The sequence below is a fragment of the Candidatus Methylomirabilota bacterium genome (assembly GCA_036002485.1).
Lineage (GTDB): Bacteria > Methylomirabilota > Methylomirabilia > Rokubacteriales > CSP1-6 > AR37.
In genome coordinates, this window is sequence record DASYTI010000175.1 from 20707 (window position 1) to 38869 (window position 18163).

Sequence of the window (18163 nt, forward strand, 5' to 3'; positions counted from 1 at the left end):
GTGATAGCATAGCAACATGCGTGTATTGGTCATCGACGCCATCGCTCCCGAAGGCATCGCGTACCTCGAGGAGCGCGGCTTTCAGGTCGACCAGGTGTCGTCGAAGATGCCGCGGGCCGAGCTTCTCGCGACCATTGCGGGCTACGAGGCCATCGTCACGCGCTCGTCCACCACCGTGAACGCGGAGTTCCTCGGTCACGCCCGGCGCCTCCGCTTCCTCGGCCGGGCCGGGGTGGGCGTGGACAATATCGACGTCGAGGCTTGCTCGCGCCAGGGGGTGGTTGTGGCCAATGCGCCCTACGGCAATGTGGTCTCGGCGGCCGAGCACACCATTGGCATGCTCCTCGGCCTCGTGCGGAAGATCCCGGTGGCCCACGAAGCCCTCAAGCGCCTCGAATGGGACCGCGGCATCTCCGGCTCCGAGCTCTTCCGCAAGACGGCGGGCGTGATCGGCCTCGGCAAGGTTGGCTCGCGCGTGGCCGCGCGGCTGCGCGCCTTCGACATGGAAGTCCTGGTTTACGATCCGTATATTCCCGAGGGCCGCGCCCGCGATCTGGGCGTCCGACTCACCGACCTCCAGACGCTCCTCACCCAGGCCGACATCGTCACCGTCCACGTCCCCCTCTCCGACGACACGGAGAACATGCTGGCCGCCCGTGAGCTCGCTCTCATGAAGCCCGGCGTGCGCATCGTCAACTGCGCCCGCGGCGGCATCGTCAACGAGGGCGATCTGCTCGCCGCCCTCGAGTCGGGCCACGTGGCGGGCGCCGCCGTGGACGTGTGGACCGAGGAGCCGCCCGTCTCGCCCCTCGTCCGCCGGCTCGTGCAGCATCCCCGGGTGGTGGTGACCCCACACCTCGGCGCCAATACGCAGGAGGCGCAGGTCAACGTCGCCGTCGACGTCGCCCGACAGCTCGTCGCCTTCCGCGACGGCGAGCTCGTCGAGCATGCCGTCAACGTGCCCGTGGGCGACCGGGAGGCCATGGCCGAGCAGAGGCCCTTCGTGGCCCTGGCCGAGATCCTCGGGCGCTGCTGCCTGCAGCTCGAGAAAGACAATGTCGAGCGCGTGGAGGTCGAGGTGGCGGGACAGGTGGCGAAGCGCGATCCCGAGCTGATCGGCCGCGCCGTGCTCAAGGGCCTCCTCGACGGCGTCACCGCGGAGGCCGTAAATCTCGTCAACGCGCGCCTGGTGGCTCGGGAGCGCGGGCTCGAGGTGGTGATCAGCACCGACGAGGCCGCGCCCTCCGGCTATACCAACCTCGTCACCGTCACCACCCAGGCGGGCTCGGGACGGAAGATCATCGCGGGCACCGTCTTCGACGGGGCGCCGCGCATCGTGCGCCTCAGGGATCTCCACATCGAGTTCATCCCCGAGGGGCACATCCTCGTCCTCTCCTACGAGGACCGCCCCGGCATGGTCGGCAAGATCGGCTCCATCCTCGGGCGCCACAACGTCAATATCGCCTCCATGCACGTGGGGCGCCGCACCAAGCGCGGACGGGCCATCGTCGTGCTTCTTCTCGACGAGGACGTGTCGGCCGAGGTCATCGAAGAGGTCTCCAAAGCCGTGGAGGCCGATTTCGCCCGCCTCGTTCGCCTGGGCGCATGATGCCGGCCGCCGCCGCGAAAAAGCGCCGGGCCTCGCGGAAGCCGAGGGTCTTCGAGCGGCGGCCCTGGGGCGGCTTCGAGAACGTCGTGGAAGGTCCGGGCTACAAGGTCAAGCGCCTCGTGGTCATGCCCGGCCATCGCATCAGCCTCCAGCGTCATCGCTTCCGCGCGGAGCAGTGGGTAGTGGTGGCGGGGACGCCGCGGGTCGTGATCGGAACCCGGGCCCGCCGCGTCTCGCTGCGCGAAACGGTACTCGTCCCGCGCGGGGCCTGGCATCGGATCGAAAATCCCGGCCGACGCCCGGTCGTCATCATCGAGGTGCAGCACGGGCCGTATCTCGGCGAGGACGACATCATCCGACGCGACGACGACTACGGCCGCGCCGCCGCCCCCTCCCGCCGAGGCGGCTGAAAAAGGCCCATCTGCGTCGTTGCCGAGGGCGGCGGCACCCGCTCAACGTAGGTGGCAGTTCGAGCTGAGAGGCGCAGGCACGAGGCGAGGGCCGGGTGAGAACTACGCCTCGGGGTGCCGCCGCCCTCGCCGCCTCGCATCTGGACCTTTTTGAGCCGCCTGCCATGAGCCGCCTGCTATCTGAAGTAGCGGGAGATTCCTAGGTACAGGGCCGCCAGGCCCAGATACTCGTGCAAGACCGCCTCGGCCGCGCGGCGCTTGCGCCACCAGCCGTCAACCTGGAAGCCGTCCTCCGGCGCCAGGGCCACGAGCCCCTCGATGCCCGCCGGCGCCTCACGTCCCCAGACGAGCCTGACCCGTCGTGAATGGTGCGGCGAGGTGACGAGGATGACGCGGCGCCAGCCCTGTTCCTGCGCGGCCAGCCCCACGCGCCGGAGCTCGGTCTCCGTGATCTGGACGGGCTCTCGCAGGAGGACCAGGGCCCCGGGCGGTACGCCGTGGCGCTCGAGCACCAGCCGCGATTCGCCCTGGAAATCGTGCGCGCGTATGCCCATCCGGATGAGCTCGTTCACGCGCGAGGGCGTGTGGTGATTGGAGACCACGACGCGAGGCGCCAGCCCTTGGCGGTACAGCGCGGCGGCCGCCGCCTCGTGGGAGGGAATGCCCCCGGCGAGGACGACGATGGCGTCGGCCCCCTCGAGGGCGTCCTGCACCACGAGGGCTCCGGCGAGCCAGCGGAAGGCGGGAGCATGACCCAGGAGGACCGCGATGGCGAGGGCGGCCAGGACGGCCGTCCATCGGAGACCACGCCGCGCGCGGGGCGTCATCGCTCCAGCTCGACCAGGTATTCCTTGATCCGGCGGGCATCGGGCGCGTCGGGCTTGAGGCCGAGGTAGGCCCGGAACGCGGCCTTGGCCTTCTCGGGATCCTTGCTCTGGTAGTAGAGCAGGCCCAGCTGGCGGAAAGGATCGGGAAAGGTCGAGTCGAGCTGGGCCGCGCGCTCATAGGCCTCACGAGCCTGGCTCAGCAGGAGCGGCTTGTCCGCCGGATTCTTGGCGCGCTGGGCCTGCAGGCGGTAGAGGTCGCCGAAGTAGAGGTGCGTGGTCGGATCCTTGGGCGCCAGGGGCAGCACCCGGTCGAGCTGCGCCTTGGCGAGCCCGAAGCGCCCGGCCCGGATGTCGAGGGCCGCGTTCTCGCGTACCACCGTGCGGGTGCGGAGCGTGAAATCCTCGGCACTCAACGCGAGGGCGCTCGTTGTTCCGGCCGGGGCCGGCAGGGTCTTGAGGAGCTCGCGGGTACTGGTGATGCGCTCGTCGAGCCGCGGGTGATTGCCGAAGAAGAAATTCTCGAGTCGGCGGCCGTCGCCGTGGTCGTTCTTGAGGAGCTCGAAGACCCGCGGCGCCTCCCGCGGATCGTAGCCCGCCGCCACCATGCGCTCCAGCCCCTCGCGATCGGCCTCGCGCTCGAGGTCACGCCCGTACCCGTTGACGGCGGCGATGAAGGCGAGCTGGAGCCCCAGCCCCAGGAAGACGTTGGAGGAGGCTCGCAAGACTTCGGGCGACACGTAGTTGCCCTGGCCCTGCTGCTGACCGGGGGCCACGGCCACGCCCAGGGCGGCGGCGATCCCCGCCATGGTGAAGAAGATCTGCTTGTTTCGCGCGTCACGGTTGAACCTGAGGGCGTGCCGGTTCGTCACGTGGGTCAGCTCGTGGCCGAGGATCATGGCCAGCTGAGATTCGTTCTCGAGCCGGCTGAGCAGCCCCGTATGGAGGTACACCTTGCCGTTGGGCATGGCGAAGGCATTGAGCGTCGGGTCGCGCACCACGGCGATCCGCACGGCGGGGGCGCCCGCCTGCCTGGCCTCCTCCGGCACCAGCTTGGCCGCCACCCCCGAGAGATACTCCTCGAGCAGCGGGTCATCCCAGACCTTGCCGAGCTTGGCGAGCTTTTCCTCCTCTTTCTCGGCGTCGCTCCAGAGCTGCTTCTCGTCAGGCTCCGGCCGGTACGGTTTGCCCTGGTAGCCCATGGGCGGCACCTGGCTCGAGGCGCATCCGGCGAGCAGAGAAATGACGAGAAGCCAGGCCAAAAACTTGGCGGGCCACCCCCGGCGGCTATACCATGACGCGCAGGAGGTACTAGCCATGCGCCGTGTCCTTGCTCTCTCGCTCTGTCTTCTGGCCGCGACGGCCTGCGCGTCCAACCCGCCGCGCGTGCAGCGCAGCGAGTTCGAAGACATCCCGGTTCCCAAGGGGCTGACGGTGGACATCAACCGGTCCACGGTGATCGAATCCCCCGCTGTCAAGGCCGCCCGGATCTTCTACAAGGGCCGCCTCGAGGTGGACAGCCTCGCCGTCGCGCTCCGGACCACGCTCGAGGCGAACGGCTGGCGTCACCTGTCCTCGACGACGTCGTCGGACAAGGGGATCACCCAGGTCTATGACAAGGCCGGGAGCTCGCTGCAGGTGACCGTCTACGAGGGCTGGTACTACACCTGGGTCGAAATGGCCGCGACACGGGTGATGAGCCCGGCGGGGACGGCCAGCACTCCGCCGACGGCGACCCCGACCAAGCAGTAGCCCGTCCGGGCGCGCGGAGCTGTCTCCAGGCTCGTTCATCCCGCTGCGCGCGGCGCGGCGGCGGTCATCTTTTCTTCAGAAGCTTCTGGACGACCTGGACGAGTTGCTCGACGCCGTGCGTCTGCTTGCCCGTGAGGTGCACGCGCACGACGCGCCGTCCGGCTTCTCGCAAAGCCTGAAGATCGCCCAGGGCCTGCGCGGCCTTGAACGTCGAGAAGCCATAGCCAGACCCGGGAATGGCCATGTCCTCCTTGTCCTCGCCCGTGATCTGGATGAAGAGCCCATTGGCCCGCCCGCCCTTGTGGAGCTGGCCGGTCGAGTGCAGGTACCGCGGCCCGAAGGACACGGTGGTGGCGATCTTGAGGCGGTCCCGCAGGAGCGTCCGGAGCTCCTGCAGCCGGCTCCACGTGTCGGCGGTGGGGGCCAGGTAGGCCTGAATCGCGAGATAGTCGCCGGGCTGGGCCTGCGCGAAATGGGCGCTCAGCCCTGCGGCGAAGCCCGCCACCGTCTTGCCTGACTTCGAATTCGTCATGAGCAGGAGGCCGTTCTCCTCCGCGTCCGCCGGCCACTCGGGAAGCTTCTTGTTCTTCTTCCAGGCGGCGAGGAGGGCGGTGGTGTTCTCCTTGGCTCGCGTGACGTCAGGCTCGTCGAAGGGGTTGACGCCGAGGGCCACGCCGGCGGCCGCGGTGGCCAGCTCCCAGCGGAAGAACTCCGCGCCGATCTCGAGAGGATCCTTGACGGGAATGCGGATGACGGGATGCCCGGCGTCCTCGAGGGCGGTGAGGTACACCTCGTGGGTGCTGTCACCCTCGAGGGTGATGGCCACGAAGACGCGATCTGAGCCATACACGATGGGTGACCCTAGCGGCTCGTCGTCCACGGGAACCAGACCCTTGCCGTCCTTGCCGAGGGACTCCGCGAGGAGCTGCTCGATCCAGGGACCCAGACTCCGCAGCTTGCGCGACAGCACGAGCGTGACCTTGTCGCGTCCGCTCTTGGCGAGCCCGGCCAGGGCGGCCCCGAGGCGCACCGCGGCATTGTCGCGGGGGCCCAGGGCATTGCCGCACGTCTCGACCATGGCATGGGCGCGGTCGATGAGCATGGTGATGTCGATGCCGATGAGGGCGGCGGGCACGAGGCCGAAGAAGGAGAGGGCCGAGTAGCGTCCCCCGATGGAGGAGGGATTGAGAAAGGTGCGTCGGAAGCCGGACTCGGTGGCGAGCTTGTCGAGGGGCCGGCCCGGATCCGTGATGGCCACGAAGTGGATTCCCGCCCGCGGCACCGAGGAGGACTCGACCTGGCCGCGGAAGAACTGGTAGAAGGCGAGGGTCTCGGCGGTGGCCCCGGACTTGCTCGACACGATGAAGAGGGTGCGCGTCAGGTTGAGGTGGTCGAGCGTGCGCTTCACCGCTTCCGGATCCGTGGAGTCGAGCACGAGGAGGTCGGGGAAGCCCATCTTGGAGCCGAAGGTCAGATTGAAGACCTCGGGGGCGAGCGAGGAGCCGCCCATACCCACGAGCACGACGTGGGTGAACTGCAGCCGCCGGATCTCGTCGGCGAAGCTCTTGATGTCATCGGAGTGCCCGCGCATGATCGTCGGCGAGGTCAGCCATCCAAGCCGGTTGCGAATGGCCGTCGTCTCACCCTTCCAGAGCGAGGCGTCCTTGACCCAGAGCCGGTCGAGGAAATCCTGCCTCTCGAGAAGATCCATGGTCTCCTGCACCGCCGGGAGCTTGAAGACCTCGTCCACGGGCTGGGCGGCGCCGGTTGGGACGACCGGCGCCCCCGTGGCCAGGCTGCTCGCGGCATGCTCCGGCGCCCGATCCGGCTCGGCCGCGCTCTCCTCGTAGGCTTCGGCGATGGCATCCGGAGGCTCGGCCCAGGCCTCGCGCGCGCCGGCCGCGACCGGCCTCGCGTCTAGCCGCGGGGGGACGGCGCCCGGACGAGGCGGGGCCTTGTCGATCACCGACGGGCTGGCCTCGAGCAGGGCCACCTTGGAGACCTTCCGCACGAAGCGCTCGTCGCTCTTGAAGGCGGAGGCGAGCCAGGCGGTGCTGATCTCGACGGCGCGCGCCGCGTCCACTTCCCGCGCGCCCAGGCAGAGGACATTGGCGTCGTCCTCCTCGCGGGACAGGCGGGCCGCCTGCGCGTCGTGGCAGAGGGCGGCCCGGATGCCGCGGAGCTTGTTGGCCGAGATCGAGGCGCTGGTGCCGCTGCCGCACATGAGGATGCCCGCGTCCACGAAGCCCCGCAGCACGGCCTGCCCGACCGCGCGAGCATAGTCCGGGTAGTCCACCGGATCAGTCGAGAAGGTGCCGAGGTCGAGGAGATCGTGGCCTGCCGTCTCGAGGGCTGCGGTTACGTACTCCTTCAGCGGAAAGCCAGTGTCGTCACAGCCGATGGCGATTCGCATGGGGCCCCTTATTCTCTCAGGAGAGGCGTGGCCCCACAATGATGTCATACAGGTGTCGCTGGCGCCTCATGGCGGCGTCGTACACGGCGTGGCGGCGCGCATCGGGCACGACCAGGCGGCCGGGCGGCAATGCGGGCGGCGCGGGCGCCCCGAGGGCCTCGATGGCCAGGAGCGCGGCTCCACGGCTCGAGGCCTCCGCCAGCGAGGAGATCTCCAGTGGCCGGCCCAGGACATCGGCCACGATGCGGGCCCAGGCCGGCGAGCGCGCGAGGGCGCCCCCGGTGGCGACGACGGTGTGGTCGGGTGAGGCCAAGGGGGCCAGGAGCTCGTAGACCGCACCCAGACGATAGGCCACGGCTTCGAGGAGGGCGCGGAGCAAGTCCGTCGCCGTGGTGGCGAGACCGAGCCCAGAGAGCGCGGCGCGCGCGTCCTCGTTCCAGCCCGGGCTCCTCTCGCCCGCGAGGAAGGGCAGCGCCGTGAGGCCGTGCTCATCAGGGGCGGCCGCGGTGAGAGCCTCCTCGACGGCTCCGTCACGCTCCGGCAAGGCAAGCACGCGACGCGCCCAGGCCCAGACATTGCCGCCTTCCGACGTCGCGCCGCCGACCAGGTGCCGGCGAGCGTCGATGCGATAGTGCCAGAGCCCCCCCGGCACGCGTGGCGCGGTGGGCGTCACGAGTCGGAGCGCGGCGGAGGTTCCGACATTGAGCGCGATGCGGTCGGGCCCCGTGCACCCCGAGCCGAGATTCGAGCAGGCGCCGTCTCCGGCAGCGGGCAGCCAGAGCGTCTTGTCGAGGGCCGGCCATCGGCGCCGCCATTCAGGCCGAAGGCCGCAGGCCGGCGCGTCGTCGATGGGCGGCCGCTGACGGGCCGTGACGCCCGAGGCCTCGAGCATGGCCTCATCCCAGACCGCGCCCGACTGATCGAGGAGTCCTGTGCCCGAGGCCATGGACAGGCTCGAGGCCAGCCGCCCCGTTATCCGCATCAGGAGATACTCGGCGAATCCGCAGACGGTGGCCGCGCGCGCGAGCAGCGCGGGATCTCTCTCGCGGAGCCAGGTCAGCTTGGCCGGGAAGAAGGTGGCGTGGAGCGGCGCCCCCGTGCGTGCGTGAATCGAGGCTTCGTCGAGTCGGGCGCGAAGCGTTCTGGCCGCCGCCGCGCTTCGGGTATCGGCCCAGGTGAATACAGGCGTGAGCGGAGCGCCTGCCCCGTCGAGGAGCAGGAGGCCGTGCCAGAAGATGGAAGCGCCAATGGCGGCGGGCGGCTCGCGGGCGGCGGCCAGGCATCGATCGATGGTGTCGACCACCGCCTCCAGCAGGCGATCGGCGTCGAGCTCGGCCCCGCCCTCGGCGGTGAAGACCGGCTCATAGGCCACACTCGCGTCGAGGCCGGCCACCGGGCGGGCCGTCGCATCGTAACCGACGGCACGCGCGGAGCTCGTGCCCACATCCAGCGCCAGAACCCACATGGGTGCGGTATATTCTGGGCTACGCGGCGCGCGAGTGCGGCACGGATTTTTGCCGGCGCGCGAAGGAAAGAGAGGATCCCGGATGGCGGAGCCCGAGTGGGAGCTGTTGACGGTGCAGGGGCTGTCCATGACCGACGAGACGGCTGCCGAGTTCGTCGGCACCTTCGTCATCCACCGGGCCGGCCACGCGGAGCCGGTCGAGCAGGTGCGGCTGCGCGTCAAGCGGAGCGTTCTCGAGGAGGTGTCGCGCACCCTGCAGCGTCTCCTCACGCGCTCCACACGGTTTTCCCGCTAGTACCTATCGAGGAGCTTCCATGGCCATCATCACCGTGCTGAGCCCCGTGGGGGAGCTGAGGCAGGCGACCTTCGCGGTGCCGCCCCTGCCCGCGGACCTCCGTGGCCTTACCGTCGGCTTCGTGGACAACACCAAGCACAACTTTGATCTTCTCGTCGAGGGTATGGCCGCCCTCCTGAAGGAGCGCTTCGGCGTCAAGGCCGTCATACACCGGAAGAAGGCCAATGCCTCGACGCCCGCGGCCGACGAGATCATCGAGGGACTGGCCAAGGATTGCGATGTCGTCTTCGCCGGCTCGGGTGACTGAGGCTCCTGCACGTCGTGGAGTCTCCACGACTCGCTGGAGCTGGCCAAGCGCGGCACCCCCTCGGGGCTCATTGCCACCACCGTTTTCCAGGGGCTCGCCACGAGCGAGATGGCGGCCCTGGGCGCCACCGCCCTGCCGCTTCTGGTGGTGCAGCACCCGCTCGGCGGTGAGAAGCCTGAGGCCGTGAGCCGCCGCGCCCTGCAGGCCATCGAGCAGCTGGCGAGCCTGCTCGGCTCGGCGTGAGGCGACCGGGCGCCGTTTTCACTCAGCCCTCGCCTCGCCGCTCTCCTCGCCTGCGGCTCGTCGGCAGCGTCTCAGCTCGAAGATCAACTCCTCCCCGCTTCAGGCTGCTTCGGGTCTGATGCGGCTCTCGCTCCTCGTCGTCTCGGCCGCTCTCTTCTTCTCGGGAGCGGCCGGGCTCGTCTATCAGGTCGTCTGGCTCCGCATGCTCGGGCTCGTCTTCGGCCACGCCGTGGACGCGCTCACTGCCGTGCTGGTCGCCTTCATGGCGGGGCTCGCCCTCGGCAGCGCGGTGGGCGGCCGGCTCTCTTCCCGCCTGCGCGCGCCGCTCGCGGCCTATGCCTGGCTCGAAGTGGGCATCGCGGTCTATGCCCTCGGTCTGCCCGCCGGGCTTCCCGCCCTCACCCGTGTCTCGCTGAGCGTTCGCGGCGCCCTCGGCCTCTCGTATGAAGGCTGGAGCCTGCTGCAGGTGGCGCTCGCCTTCCTCGTGCTGCTGCCTCCCACCGCGCTCATGGGGGCCACGCTGCCGCTGGTGTCCCAGGCCCTCGCCTCGGGCGGCGAGGCGCCCGGCCGTCGGGTGGGCGCCCTCTACGCGGTCAATACGTGGGGCGCGGTGACCGGGGCGCTCGCCGCCGGATACTTCTTGCTCCCCGCCATGGGCAATCGGGCAACCGTGTGGATCGCTGCCGGCGCCAACATGGTGGCGGCGGCGCTTGCCTTCATCATCTCGCGCCGTCTCGAGCCGCGCTCTCCGCGTGAATCCGCCGTTGCTCCCTCCGCGGGCGAGACGTTCGGAGTGCGCCGCGGGCTGATTCCGGCGGCCATGGCGGTCTCGGGCGCGGCGGCCATGGTCTTCGAAGTCGCGTGGACGCGCGCGCTCTCGCTCCTCCTGGGAAGCTCGACGTACGCCTTCGCGGCCATGCTCCTCGCCGTGCTCGTGGGCCTGGCCACGGGCAGCGCGGTCTATGCATGGCGCTGGGGGAATCGGCTGGTCGGCCCGGCCGCCCTGGGCGTGATCCAGATAGGCGTGGGTGTCTCGGCCGCGGTCGTCCTGGCAAGCTTCGAGCGCTTCCCAGATGTGATTCTGGCCGCGCTCCGCATGTCCACGTCGCCCAGCTGGGTGGATCTCGTCGAGATTCTCGTGAGCGTCGCCGCTCTCACCATGGCGACGATTTGGATGGGAGCGGCCTTTCCGTGCGCCATTGCCGCGGCGTCCGGAGGAGCTCGCGCCGGAATCAGGATAGGGCAGGGGGTGGGCCGCCTCTACGCCGCCAATACGGCCGGCGCCATTGTCGGCGTTCTCCTGGGCGGTCTCGTTCTCGTTCCCACGTGGGGGATTCACGGCGCGCTCAAGGTCGCCATCGTCGCCACCCTGGCTCTCGGCGGAGCGCTCCTCGCCGCCGGCCGGGGCTCGACCCTCCGGCGCGGGGTCGGGGCCGCCGCCGCGCTCTTGCTGGCCATGGGCGCCGCCTTCCTGCCGAGCTGGGATGCGCGCCTGATGTCGAGCGCTCCCGCCGTCTACGCTCGCAGCTATCTCGAAGCCGGGACCACCCGCCCCCTGCGAGAGCTCGTGGGAGGGCAGGAGGTCCTCTTCTATCGTGACGGACGCAGCGGCACGGTGGCGGTGACCCGACAGGGGGGCCACACACTCCTGCGCATCAACGGCAAGATCGATGCAGGCACCGTGGTGGACATGCCGACCCAGGTCATGGCCGCGCATCTCCCGCTGCTCGCGCATCCGGCCCCCAAGACGGTGTTCATCCTGGGCCTGGGCTCGGGCATGACGGCGGGGGCCACCGCGCGCCATCCCGTCGAGCGCGTGGATGTTCTCGAGATCGAGCCCGCCGTCATCGAGGCATCGCGCTTCTTCCGTGATTTCCACGGCGACGTCCTCCGCGATCCGCGTGTTCGCGCCATGGTCGGAGACGGGCGGAATTTCCTGCAAGCCTCGCCCGCGCGCTACGACGTGATCATCTCGGAGCCGTCGAATCCCTGGATGAGCGGGCTGGCCGCGCTCTTCTCGCGCGAGTTCTTCCGGCTCGCTCGCGAGCGCCTGCGGCCGGGCGGGGTGATGCTGCAGTGGGTGCAGAGCTACAACCTGGCCCCCGACGACCTCAAGATGGTGGTGGCCACCTTCCGGGAGACCTTCCCGGCCACGAGCATCTGGGAGCCGAGACCCGGCGACTTTCTGCTCCTGGGCCGGGTCGAGAAGGTGCCGCTGGACGCGCGCCGGCTGCGCGAGCGGTGGGAGACGGAGCCGCGAGTGCGCGCCGACCTCGAGCGGCTGGGGATAGGCAGCTGGGCGGGCGTGCTCGGCCTCTTCGTCCTGGGGGAAGAGGACACGGCTCGGCTGGCCGCGGGCGCGGGCGTCAACACCGACGATCGATTGCCTCTCGAATTCGGCGCCCCCCGCGCGCTCTATCTCGAGACCTCGATCCCGAATCGCGCGATGGTCGCGTTTTTCCGGAGCGCCGACCTGCCCGCCTTGACCCCGGAGAGCGCGCCGTTGATGGAGCAGACAGAGAACCGGTACTGGACGGGCGTGGGCTGTCTCCGGCGCGCGGATCCCGCCTCGGCGCTCGCGCACTTCGAGCGGGTGCTCCAGCTCGATCCGACCCATGCCCCCGCAGCCATCGCGGCGGCTACCGCCGCGCTGCAGCTCGGTCATCCGGCCCCTGCGCTCGAGTTCGCGCGGCGGGCCCTCGCTCGGCAGCCTCCGCCGCCCGCGGCGCTCTTTCTCGCGGGTGTGGCGGCCTGGTGGCTCGGCCGCGTCCAGGAGGCGGGCGCGTATCTCGAGCGCGCCACCGCCCTCGAGCCGGGCAACGCGGAGTTCCGGGAGACGCTCCGGCGCTTCAAGAGCGGTACACTATCTCGCTGAGCGGTCATCTTTCGAGGGAGGAGTGCCCGTGTCCGATCCCGCGGCTGCCCTTGACCATCTCCAGGTCCCCGAAGACGAGGTCTACGCGGAGTTCGTCAAGCGCGACTGGTGCGACGGGCTGCCTATCGTGCCTCCCACCCAGGAGCGCGTGGCCGCCATGCTCGGAGGAGCCGATGCCTCCCGCGTGCTGGGTGTCATGCCTCCCCTCTGGCGCGAGGTGAGCGTGGGGAAGCTCGCCGTCAATGCCGTCATGGCCGGCTGCGAGCCCGCGTACTTTCCGGTGATCGTGGCGGCCGTGCGCGCCCTGCTCGAGCCGGCCTTCAACCTCTACGGCGTGCAGGCGACGACCCATCCCGTGGCGCCGCTCCTGATCGTCAGCGGGCCCGTCGCGCGGGCCATCGGCATGCATGCGGGATCCGGACTCTTTGGCCCCGGCTTTCGGGCCAATGCGACGATCGGGCGCGCCATCCGGCTCATCCTGATGAACGTGGGCGGGGGCTGGCCGGGGCGCCACGACATGGCCACCCAGGGCAGCCCGGCCAAGTTCTCCTTCGCCATCGCGGAGCGTGAGGACGTCTCGCCGTGGCTGCCCCTCCACGCGCGGCTGGGCTTCACGGCCGAGCAGAGCGTGGTCACCGTCTTCGGCGGCGAGGCGCCGCACAACGTCAATGATCACGTGGCCACCACCGCGGCGGGCATCCTCAACAATGTGGCCGACGTCGCGGCGACGCTGGGCTCGAATGTCGGCTGGTACATGGCCCAGAGCCAGCTCCTCGTCGTGCTGGGCCCCGAGCACGCGGCCACCGTGGCCGCCGACGGCTTCAGCGCCGCGGACGTGCAGCGCTTCGTGTTCGAGCATGCGCGCATCCCCCTCGGCCGGCTCAAGCTCGGCGGCATGTGGGGCATGCACGACTGGCCCCTCTGGATGCAGAAGGTCACGGACGAGGCCGCGCTTCTGCCCATGGTGCCCGCGCCCGAGGACGTATACCTGCTGGTCGGCGGCGGATCGGGCAAGCACTCCTGCGTCGTGCCCAACTGCTGCTTCAGCCGGGCCGTGAGCAAGGTCATAGAAGCATAGGGTAATCAGCCCGACCCTCGGGCGCCGGAGGCTCTGCGAAGGCGCCTCCGGCAAGAACCGAAGTAGAGGGTGATTCGCCCGACCCTCGGGCGCCGGAGGCTCTGCGAAGGCGCCTCCGGCAAGAACCGAAGTAGAGAGTGATTCGCCCGACCCTCGGGCGCCGGAGGCTCTGCGAAGGCGCCTCGAGGTGCGAAACTTAAAGAGGATTGCATTGAAAGAGAAGGCGCTCTGGTGGCTGGTGCTGGCCATCTGTCTGTCCTTGGCGGGCTGGACCACGCTCGATGCCTGGCATCGTGTGGGGGCGCCCCAGCCCGGCTTCGGCGTCCTGCGCGTCCTCCTCGTCGGCATCGGTGGCCCCGAGACGAGCGCGCTTGAGCCCTTCGACCTGGTCCGCGTCATGAACGGACAGGTGCTCACGGCCGGCCGGGAAGTCCAGGACGAGGTTCGCCGTCACCCGCCGGGCACGGTCTTCCACTACATCGTCAGCCGACGCGGCCAGCTCGTCGAGGAGGACATCCCGAGCCGCCTCCAGACCATCCAGGGCTTCAAGCGCTTCGTGATGGACGCGGTCCTGCCCGGACTCCTCTACCTGGCCCTTGGCGCCGCCGTCCTCATCCTCAAGCCGGGAGTGCCCCAGACGCGCGTCTTCCTCGCCGCCTGCCTGACGTGGTTCGCGGGCAGCGCCCTGTACGCCGACGCGGTCTCCGAGTACCGCTTCGACTGGATCTTCCTCACGGCCTGGGCCTTCTCGCCCGCCGTGTACCTGCATCTGGCCCGGATATTTCCCGAGCCCCATCGCGTGGCCACGCGCTATCCGCGGCTCATCGTGGCCGCGTATGTGCTCTCGGCGGTGGACTCCCTGTTGCTGGTGCTTCCGCCGCCGAGCGTTCCCCGGGCGGCGATCTTCTGGCTTCCCCTCGTCAGCGCCATCTACTGGGGCGCGGCCATGCTCGTGCTCGTGCTCTCGCTCGCCAAGACGGCCGTGGGCGGGGCCACGGCCATAGGGCGGCAGCGGGGACGGGTGCTTCTGGGCGGGCTCGCCATCGGGCAGCTCGTGCCGGTGCTCGCCACCGCGTGGGAGATGGTGTCGGGCGCCCGCGTGCCGTTCCTCTTTGCCCTGTGGCGCCTCAATATCCTCTTTCCCATCGCCGTCGCCTATGCGATGGCTCGCTACGACCTCTTCGATTTCCGCGGCATTCTCCGCCTGGGCACGATCTACGGCGTCGTCACCGGCGTGGTCGTCGCGGTTTATGCGGGCGCCATTGCCGGCCTCAATGTGCTGTTCGGCCGGCTCGAGGACGCCGTCAATCCCCTCGTCCCCGCGGCGGTGGTCGCTCTCGCCGTGGTGCTCTTCCTGAATCCCGTGTACTCGCGCACGCAGGCGCTGGTCGACCGGCTCTTCTTTCGCCAGCGCCTCGACGTCCGCCGATCGATCGAGCAGCTCGCCGATACCATGACCTCGGCCCTCGACCTCGATCGCATCGCGGCCTCCATCAGCCGCGTGGTGGACGAGGCTTTCCATCCCGTCCGGCAGACCCTGGCCATCTTCGACGAGCCGCGCGGCGGCTTCCGCGTCCTCTCCGGAAGCGCCGGGCCCATGGGCGCGGGCGGGTTCATCTCCGCCGAATCATCCCTGGCCCTTCACCTGGCCGAAGAGCGGTCGCCCCTCACGCGCGCCCGGCACGAGGAAGATCCCGAGCTCGCGTCGTGCCGGGAGAGCTGTGTGGCCCAGATGTCGGCCCTCGGCATCGATCTCGTGCTGCCCGTCCTCTTTCGCGAGCGGCTGACCGGGCTCCTCGGCCTGGGCGAGAAGCGCTCGGGCGCGGCATACTCGACGAGCGACCTGCGGCTGCTCCGCACGCTCGTCAATCAGAGCGCCGTCGCCCTCGAGAACGCCCGGGCCTACGCCGACCTCCAGGACGCCAACCGCGAGCTCGGCCGGGCCCTCCGTCGCGTGGAGATGCTGGAATCCATCCGGGCTAATCTGTCGAAGTTCGTGCCGCGCACGGTGCGCGAGCTGATCGAGCAGGCGCCGGAGGCGCCCGAGCTCGCCAAGCGCGAGATGGACGTGACGGTGCTCTTCGTGGACATCGCCGGCTACACGCGGCTGGCCGAGCGCCACGATGCCGATCGCCTCAACGAGGCGGTCGAGCGGTACTTCGGGGCCTTCCTCGACGAGATCATCGGGCACGGCGGCGACATCAACGAGACGGCGGGCGACGGCCTCATGGTCATCTTCCAGGATGAGGACCCGGAGAGCCACGCGCGGGCCGCCGTGGAGACGGCCCTCGGCATCGTCCGACGCGCGCGCGAGATCAACCTGGAGGTCAAAGACCTGCCCGAGCCCATCCAGCTCCATGTCGGCGTCAACTCGGGCTCCGCGCAGGTGGGCGCGACGAAACTGGAGGCCGCCGCGGGCACGCGCTGGACGTATACCGCCTCGGGTCCGGTCACCAACGTGGCGGCGCGACTGGCGGCGCTCGGGATCGGCGACGAGGTCTTCATTGGCCCGGAGACGGCGCGGCGCCTCGACGGCAGCTTCACCTTCGAAGACCTGGGCGAGCAGCCGCTTCGCAACGTGGAAGATCCGGTCCACATCTACCGCCTCGCCGCCGCCTAGCACGCTCTCGCGTCGCTAGGATGCGTGCCCGCCAGGTCACGGGCGGGGCTGGACCGGGCATTCCCTCGTTCGCTCAACCTCCTCGCCTCGCGCGCCTCCTCGCTCGGGCGCCTCCGCCGCGCGAGTCGTCCTGCGCAGCAGGGCGGCTCGCGCGGCGGAGGCGCCCTGCGCTTCGGGGCGCGCTACGGCTCGTCGGATTCGCTCCCGAGGGAATGCCCGGTCCAGCCCCGCCCTCCGCGCTGGGTCGGTCGGCTACTCACTCATGAAGCTCGTGTGGTTGTCTTGCCTACTGCTCCAGTCGCCGCGTTGTCGGCGCGCTCGCGCGCGAGAAGGACCAAGGCGATCGCGAGGAGGGCGGCGCCGAGCCAGCCCCAGGTGCCCAGGTGCTCACCGAAGGCGAGCACTCCGAGGATCGAGGCGGTGAGCGGCTCGAGCAGCGTCGCGATGCCCGCGGCCGTTGCCGGCACGCGCTTGAGCCCCGCGCTGAAGAGGAGGTAGGCGACCGCGGTGGGGACGAGGCCGAGGTAGAGCAGGAGAGGCCAGCCTGCGGTGAGCTGACCGACGATGTCGCGCTCGAGGAGCAGGATCGGCGTCAGCAATACCGCGGCCAGCGTGAAGGTGGCCGCCGCGAGGGGCAGCGGCGCCGCGCGCGCCAGAAGGCCCTTGGCGGTCAGCGCGTAGACGGCGTAAGATAGCCCCGCGCCGAGCGCGGAAAGGGAGCCCAGGACAAAGCCATCGGGCAGGCGATCGAGGCTGCGCGGCCCCGCCAGGAGCAGAGCGGTGCCCACCACGGCGAGGAGAAGCGCCACCCGCGCGGGAGCGCTCAGTCGCTCGCCAAGGAAGAGCGCGGCGCCGAGAGCGATGATGAGGGGCGCCGAGCAGATGGCGAGCAATGCGGTGAGCGCGACGCCCGTGCGTGGCACCGCCCAGAAATAGCAGACCTGGTACGCCGCCATGGCGCCGCCGAGAACGGCGGTGAGCGCGGTGTCCCGAAATCCCCATGGTCCGGCCACGGGCGCCTTTGGCCGGAGGATGGCGGTAGCGAGGAGGAGACAGGGCGCCGCGCCCGCCATGCGCGCCCAGCCTACGACAAGCGGGCTCGAGGTGCCCTCGCGCGCCAGGAGCGTCATCGCCGCGCCGGTCGTGCCCCAAGAGCACGCGGCCAGACCGACGAGGACGAGTCCCAGCAGCATCTCGCGGGTAGTATAGGCGGAGGCCAGAGCAAGGACGGCGTCGAACTCGGAGCGCTTCCGGAGGGTACTAGCGTAGGCGGAGTGATTCCGCGCTTTGTGGGGCCGTGGGGAGATTTGGGGGAGGAGCGGGGCGCGCTTCCCCCCAGAACCTAAAGGAGACCATTCAGCATGACGCGCATTGGCTTCATCGGCGTGGGCACCATGGGGTTGCCCATGGCCAGGAACCTCGTCAAGAAGGGTTTTGCCGTCACCGCGTACGATCTCAACCCGGAAGCCGTCCGCGCGGCCGCGGCGGGCGGCATGACGGCCGCCGCCTCGGCGGCCGAGGCGGTGGCCGGCGTGGATCTCGTCATCACCATGCTGCCCTCATCGCCCCATGTCGAGTCGGCCTACACGGGTGATGGCGGCGTGCTGGCCGCGGCACGGAAAGGAACACTCTGCGTGGACATGTCCACCATCGATCCCGCGGCCTCGCGGCGCGTGGCGGCCGCGGCCGGCGAGCGCGGCATCCGCTTCATGGACGCGCCAGTTTCCGGCGGGACCCCGCGCGCCACCGACGGGACGCTCGCCATCATGGTCGGCGCCACCCCCGAGGATTTCCAGTCCGCCCTGCCCGCGCTCCAGGCCATGGGCGCCAACGTGATTCATGTCGGGCCCGTGGGGAGCGGCGAGGTCGCCAAGCTCTGCAACAACCTCATCGCCGGCGTGGCCGCCGTGGCCGTGAGCGAGGCTTTCCGGATCGCCGAGGGCTTCGGAGTCGACCTCAAGGTCGTCACCGACGTCATCTCCAAGTCCTCGGGCAATACCTGGCTGATGGAGCAGATGCATCCCGTGCCCGGGCTGGTGGCCCGCGCCGCTTCGAGCAATGGTTACGCTCCCGGCTTCATGACCGACCTCATGTGCAAGGACGTGGGGCTCGCCGTGGATGCCGCGCGCGCCTTGCGGATCCCCCTCTTCGTGGCCCCGGCGGCCCAGCAGGTGTACCGGCTGGCCTCCTCGCACGGACTGGGGCGCAAGGACTTCACGAGCGTCTTCACGTTTCTCAAGCCGTCCTCGGACCAGGCGCCCGTCTAGGAGCG

15 protein-coding genes are annotated in these 18163 nt (G+C 70.1%); 10 read left to right on the forward strand and 5 right to left on the reverse strand.

All coding sequences use genetic code 11. From position 1 onward, the window contains the following. Positions 1–16 precede the first annotated feature (16 nt). Together serA and VGT00_16345 are read left to right on the forward strand one after the other, a co-directional pair. Positions 17–1609, forward strand: coding sequence for a phosphoglycerate dehydrogenase (gene serA, locus VGT00_16340; GenBank protein HEV8532993.1), 1593 nt, complete (start codon positions 17–19; stop codon positions 1607–1609). Further along, positions 1606–2019 (forward strand): phosphomannose isomerase type II C-terminal cupin domain, encoded by a 414-nt coding sequence (locus tag VGT00_16345; protein HEV8532994.1) that lies wholly within the window; start codon positions 1606–1608, stop codon positions 2017–2019. The genes serA and VGT00_16345 overlap by 4 nt, the downstream gene beginning before the upstream one ends. A 176-nt stretch (positions 2020–2195) precedes the next feature. Here the strand turns inward: VGT00_16345 and VGT00_16350 are convergent, their stop codons facing one another. Both VGT00_16350 and VGT00_16355 read right to left on the reverse strand, forming a co-directional pair. Beyond that, positions 2196–2846: a YdcF family protein gene (locus tag VGT00_16350; protein ID HEV8532995.1), complete on the reverse strand. Its 651-nt coding sequence runs from the start codon at positions 2844–2846 to the stop codon at positions 2196–2198. Next, entirely contained in the window at positions 2843–4162 is a 1320-nt protein-coding gene (locus VGT00_16355) for a tetratricopeptide repeat protein (protein HEV8532996.1), read from the reverse strand. Before VGT00_16355 ends, VGT00_16350 begins: the two co-directional genes overlap by 4 nt. Here VGT00_16355 and VGT00_16360 point away from each other — a divergent pair. Beyond that, a complete protein-coding gene (locus tag VGT00_16360; GenBank protein ID HEV8532997.1) occupies positions 4161–4595 on the forward strand; it encodes a hypothetical protein in 435 nt (144 codons plus the stop codon). The genes VGT00_16355 and VGT00_16360 overlap by 2 nt on opposite strands. A 64-nt stretch (positions 4596–4659) precedes the next feature. Here the strand turns inward: VGT00_16360 and VGT00_16365 are convergent, their stop codons facing one another. Both VGT00_16365 and VGT00_16370 read right to left on the reverse strand, forming a co-directional pair. Then, positions 4660–7008, reverse strand: a complete 2349-nt coding sequence (locus VGT00_16365; GenBank protein HEV8532998.1) for an RpiB/LacA/LacB family sugar-phosphate isomerase — start codon at positions 7006–7008, stop codon at positions 4660–4662. Positions 7009–7024: 16 nt separating this feature from the next. Further along, positions 7025–8473 carry a gluconokinase gene (locus tag VGT00_16370; protein HEV8532999.1) on the reverse strand — a complete coding sequence of 483 codons (1449 nt, stop codon included), beginning with the start codon at positions 8471–8473 and terminating at the stop codon, positions 7025–7027. A gap of 82 nt (positions 8474–8555) precedes the next feature. On the opposite strand from VGT00_16370, the gene VGT00_16375 reads away from it, so the two are divergent. The 6 genes from VGT00_16375 (at position 8556) to VGT00_16400 (ending at position 15891) form a co-directional block, all read left to right on the forward strand. Beyond that, entirely contained in the window at positions 8556–8768 is a 213-nt protein-coding gene (locus VGT00_16375) for a hypothetical protein (GenBank protein ID HEV8533000.1), read from the forward strand. 19 nt (positions 8769–8787) lie between these two features. Further along, the gene (locus tag VGT00_16380) at positions 8788–9075 is read left to right on the forward strand and encodes a hypothetical protein (protein ID HEV8533001.1); all 288 of its coding nucleotides are present in this window, start codon (positions 8788–8790) and stop codon (positions 9073–9075) included. Positions 9076–9183: 108 nt separating this feature from the next. Beyond that, positions 9184–9318, forward strand: a complete 135-nt coding sequence (locus VGT00_16385) for a hypothetical protein (protein ID HEV8533002.1) — start codon at positions 9184–9186, stop codon at positions 9316–9318. Between the two features lie 118 nt (positions 9319–9436). Then, entirely contained in the window at positions 9437–12193 is a 2757-nt protein-coding gene (locus VGT00_16390) for a fused MFS/spermidine synthase (protein ID HEV8533003.1), read from the forward strand. Positions 12194–12221: 28 nt separating this feature from the next. After that, positions 12222–13271: a hypothetical protein gene (locus VGT00_16395; protein ID HEV8533004.1), complete on the forward strand. Its 1050-nt coding sequence runs from the start codon at positions 12222–12224 to the stop codon at positions 13269–13271. A 211-nt stretch (positions 13272–13482) separates the two neighbouring features. Next, a complete protein-coding gene (locus VGT00_16400; protein ID HEV8533005.1) occupies positions 13483–15891 on the forward strand; it encodes an adenylate/guanylate cyclase domain-containing protein in 2409 nt (802 codons plus the stop codon). Between the two features lie 260 nt (positions 15892–16151). Here the strand turns inward: VGT00_16400 and VGT00_16405 are convergent, their stop codons facing one another. Further along, positions 16152–17084, reverse strand: a complete 933-nt coding sequence (locus tag VGT00_16405) for an EamA family transporter (GenBank protein ID HEV8533006.1) — start codon at positions 17082–17084, stop codon at positions 16152–16154. A 168-nt stretch (positions 17085–17252) separates the two neighbouring features. Here VGT00_16405 and mmsB point away from each other — a divergent pair, with 168 nt between their 5' ends. Continuing rightward, complete coding sequence (mmsB, locus tag VGT00_16410; GenBank protein HEV8533007.1) at positions 17253–18158, forward strand: 3-hydroxyisobutyrate dehydrogenase; 906 nt, start codon at positions 17253–17255, stop codon at positions 18156–18158. Positions 18159–18163 lie beyond the last annotated feature (5 nt).

Coding starts and splice junctions, on each gene's coding strand:
- serA (HEV8532993.1), top strand. CDS start 17: ATGCGTGTATTGGTCATCGACGCCATCGCTCCCGAAGGCATCGCGTAC.
- VGT00_16345 (HEV8532994.1), top strand. CDS start 1,606: ATGATGCCGGCCGCCGCCGCGAAAAAGCGCCGGGCCTCGCGGAAGCCG.
- VGT00_16350 (HEV8532995.1), bottom strand. CDS start 2,846: ATGACGCCCCGCGCGCGGCGTGGTCTCCGATGGACGGCCGTCCTGGCC.
- VGT00_16360 (HEV8532997.1), top strand. CDS start 4,161: ATGCGCCGTGTCCTTGCTCTCTCGCTCTGTCTTCTGGCCGCGACGGCC.
- VGT00_16355 (HEV8532996.1), bottom strand. CDS start 4,162: ATGGCTAGTACCTCCTGCGCGTCATGGTATAGCCGCCGGGGGTGGCCC.
- VGT00_16365 (HEV8532998.1), bottom strand. CDS start 7,008: ATGCGAATCGCCATCGGCTGTGACGACACTGGCTTTCCGCTGAAGGAG.
- VGT00_16370 (HEV8532999.1), bottom strand. CDS start 8,473: ATGTGGGTTCTGGCGCTGGATGTGGGCACGAGCTCCGCGCGTGCCGTC.
- VGT00_16375 (HEV8533000.1), top strand. CDS start 8,556: ATGGCGGAGCCCGAGTGGGAGCTGTTGACGGTGCAGGGGCTGTCCATG.
- VGT00_16380 (HEV8533001.1), top strand. CDS start 8,788: ATGGCCATCATCACCGTGCTGAGCCCCGTGGGGGAGCTGAGGCAGGCG.
- VGT00_16385 (HEV8533002.1), top strand. CDS start 9,184: ATGGCGGCCCTGGGCGCCACCGCCCTGCCGCTTCTGGTGGTGCAGCAC.
- VGT00_16390 (HEV8533003.1), top strand. CDS start 9,437: ATGCGGCTCTCGCTCCTCGTCGTCTCGGCCGCTCTCTTCTTCTCGGGA.
- VGT00_16405 (HEV8533006.1), bottom strand. CDS start 17,084: ATGCTGCTGGGACTCGTCCTCGTCGGTCTGGCCGCGTGCTCTTGGGGC.
- mmsB (HEV8533007.1), top strand. CDS start 17,253: ATGACGCGCATTGGCTTCATCGGCGTGGGCACCATGGGGTTGCCCATG.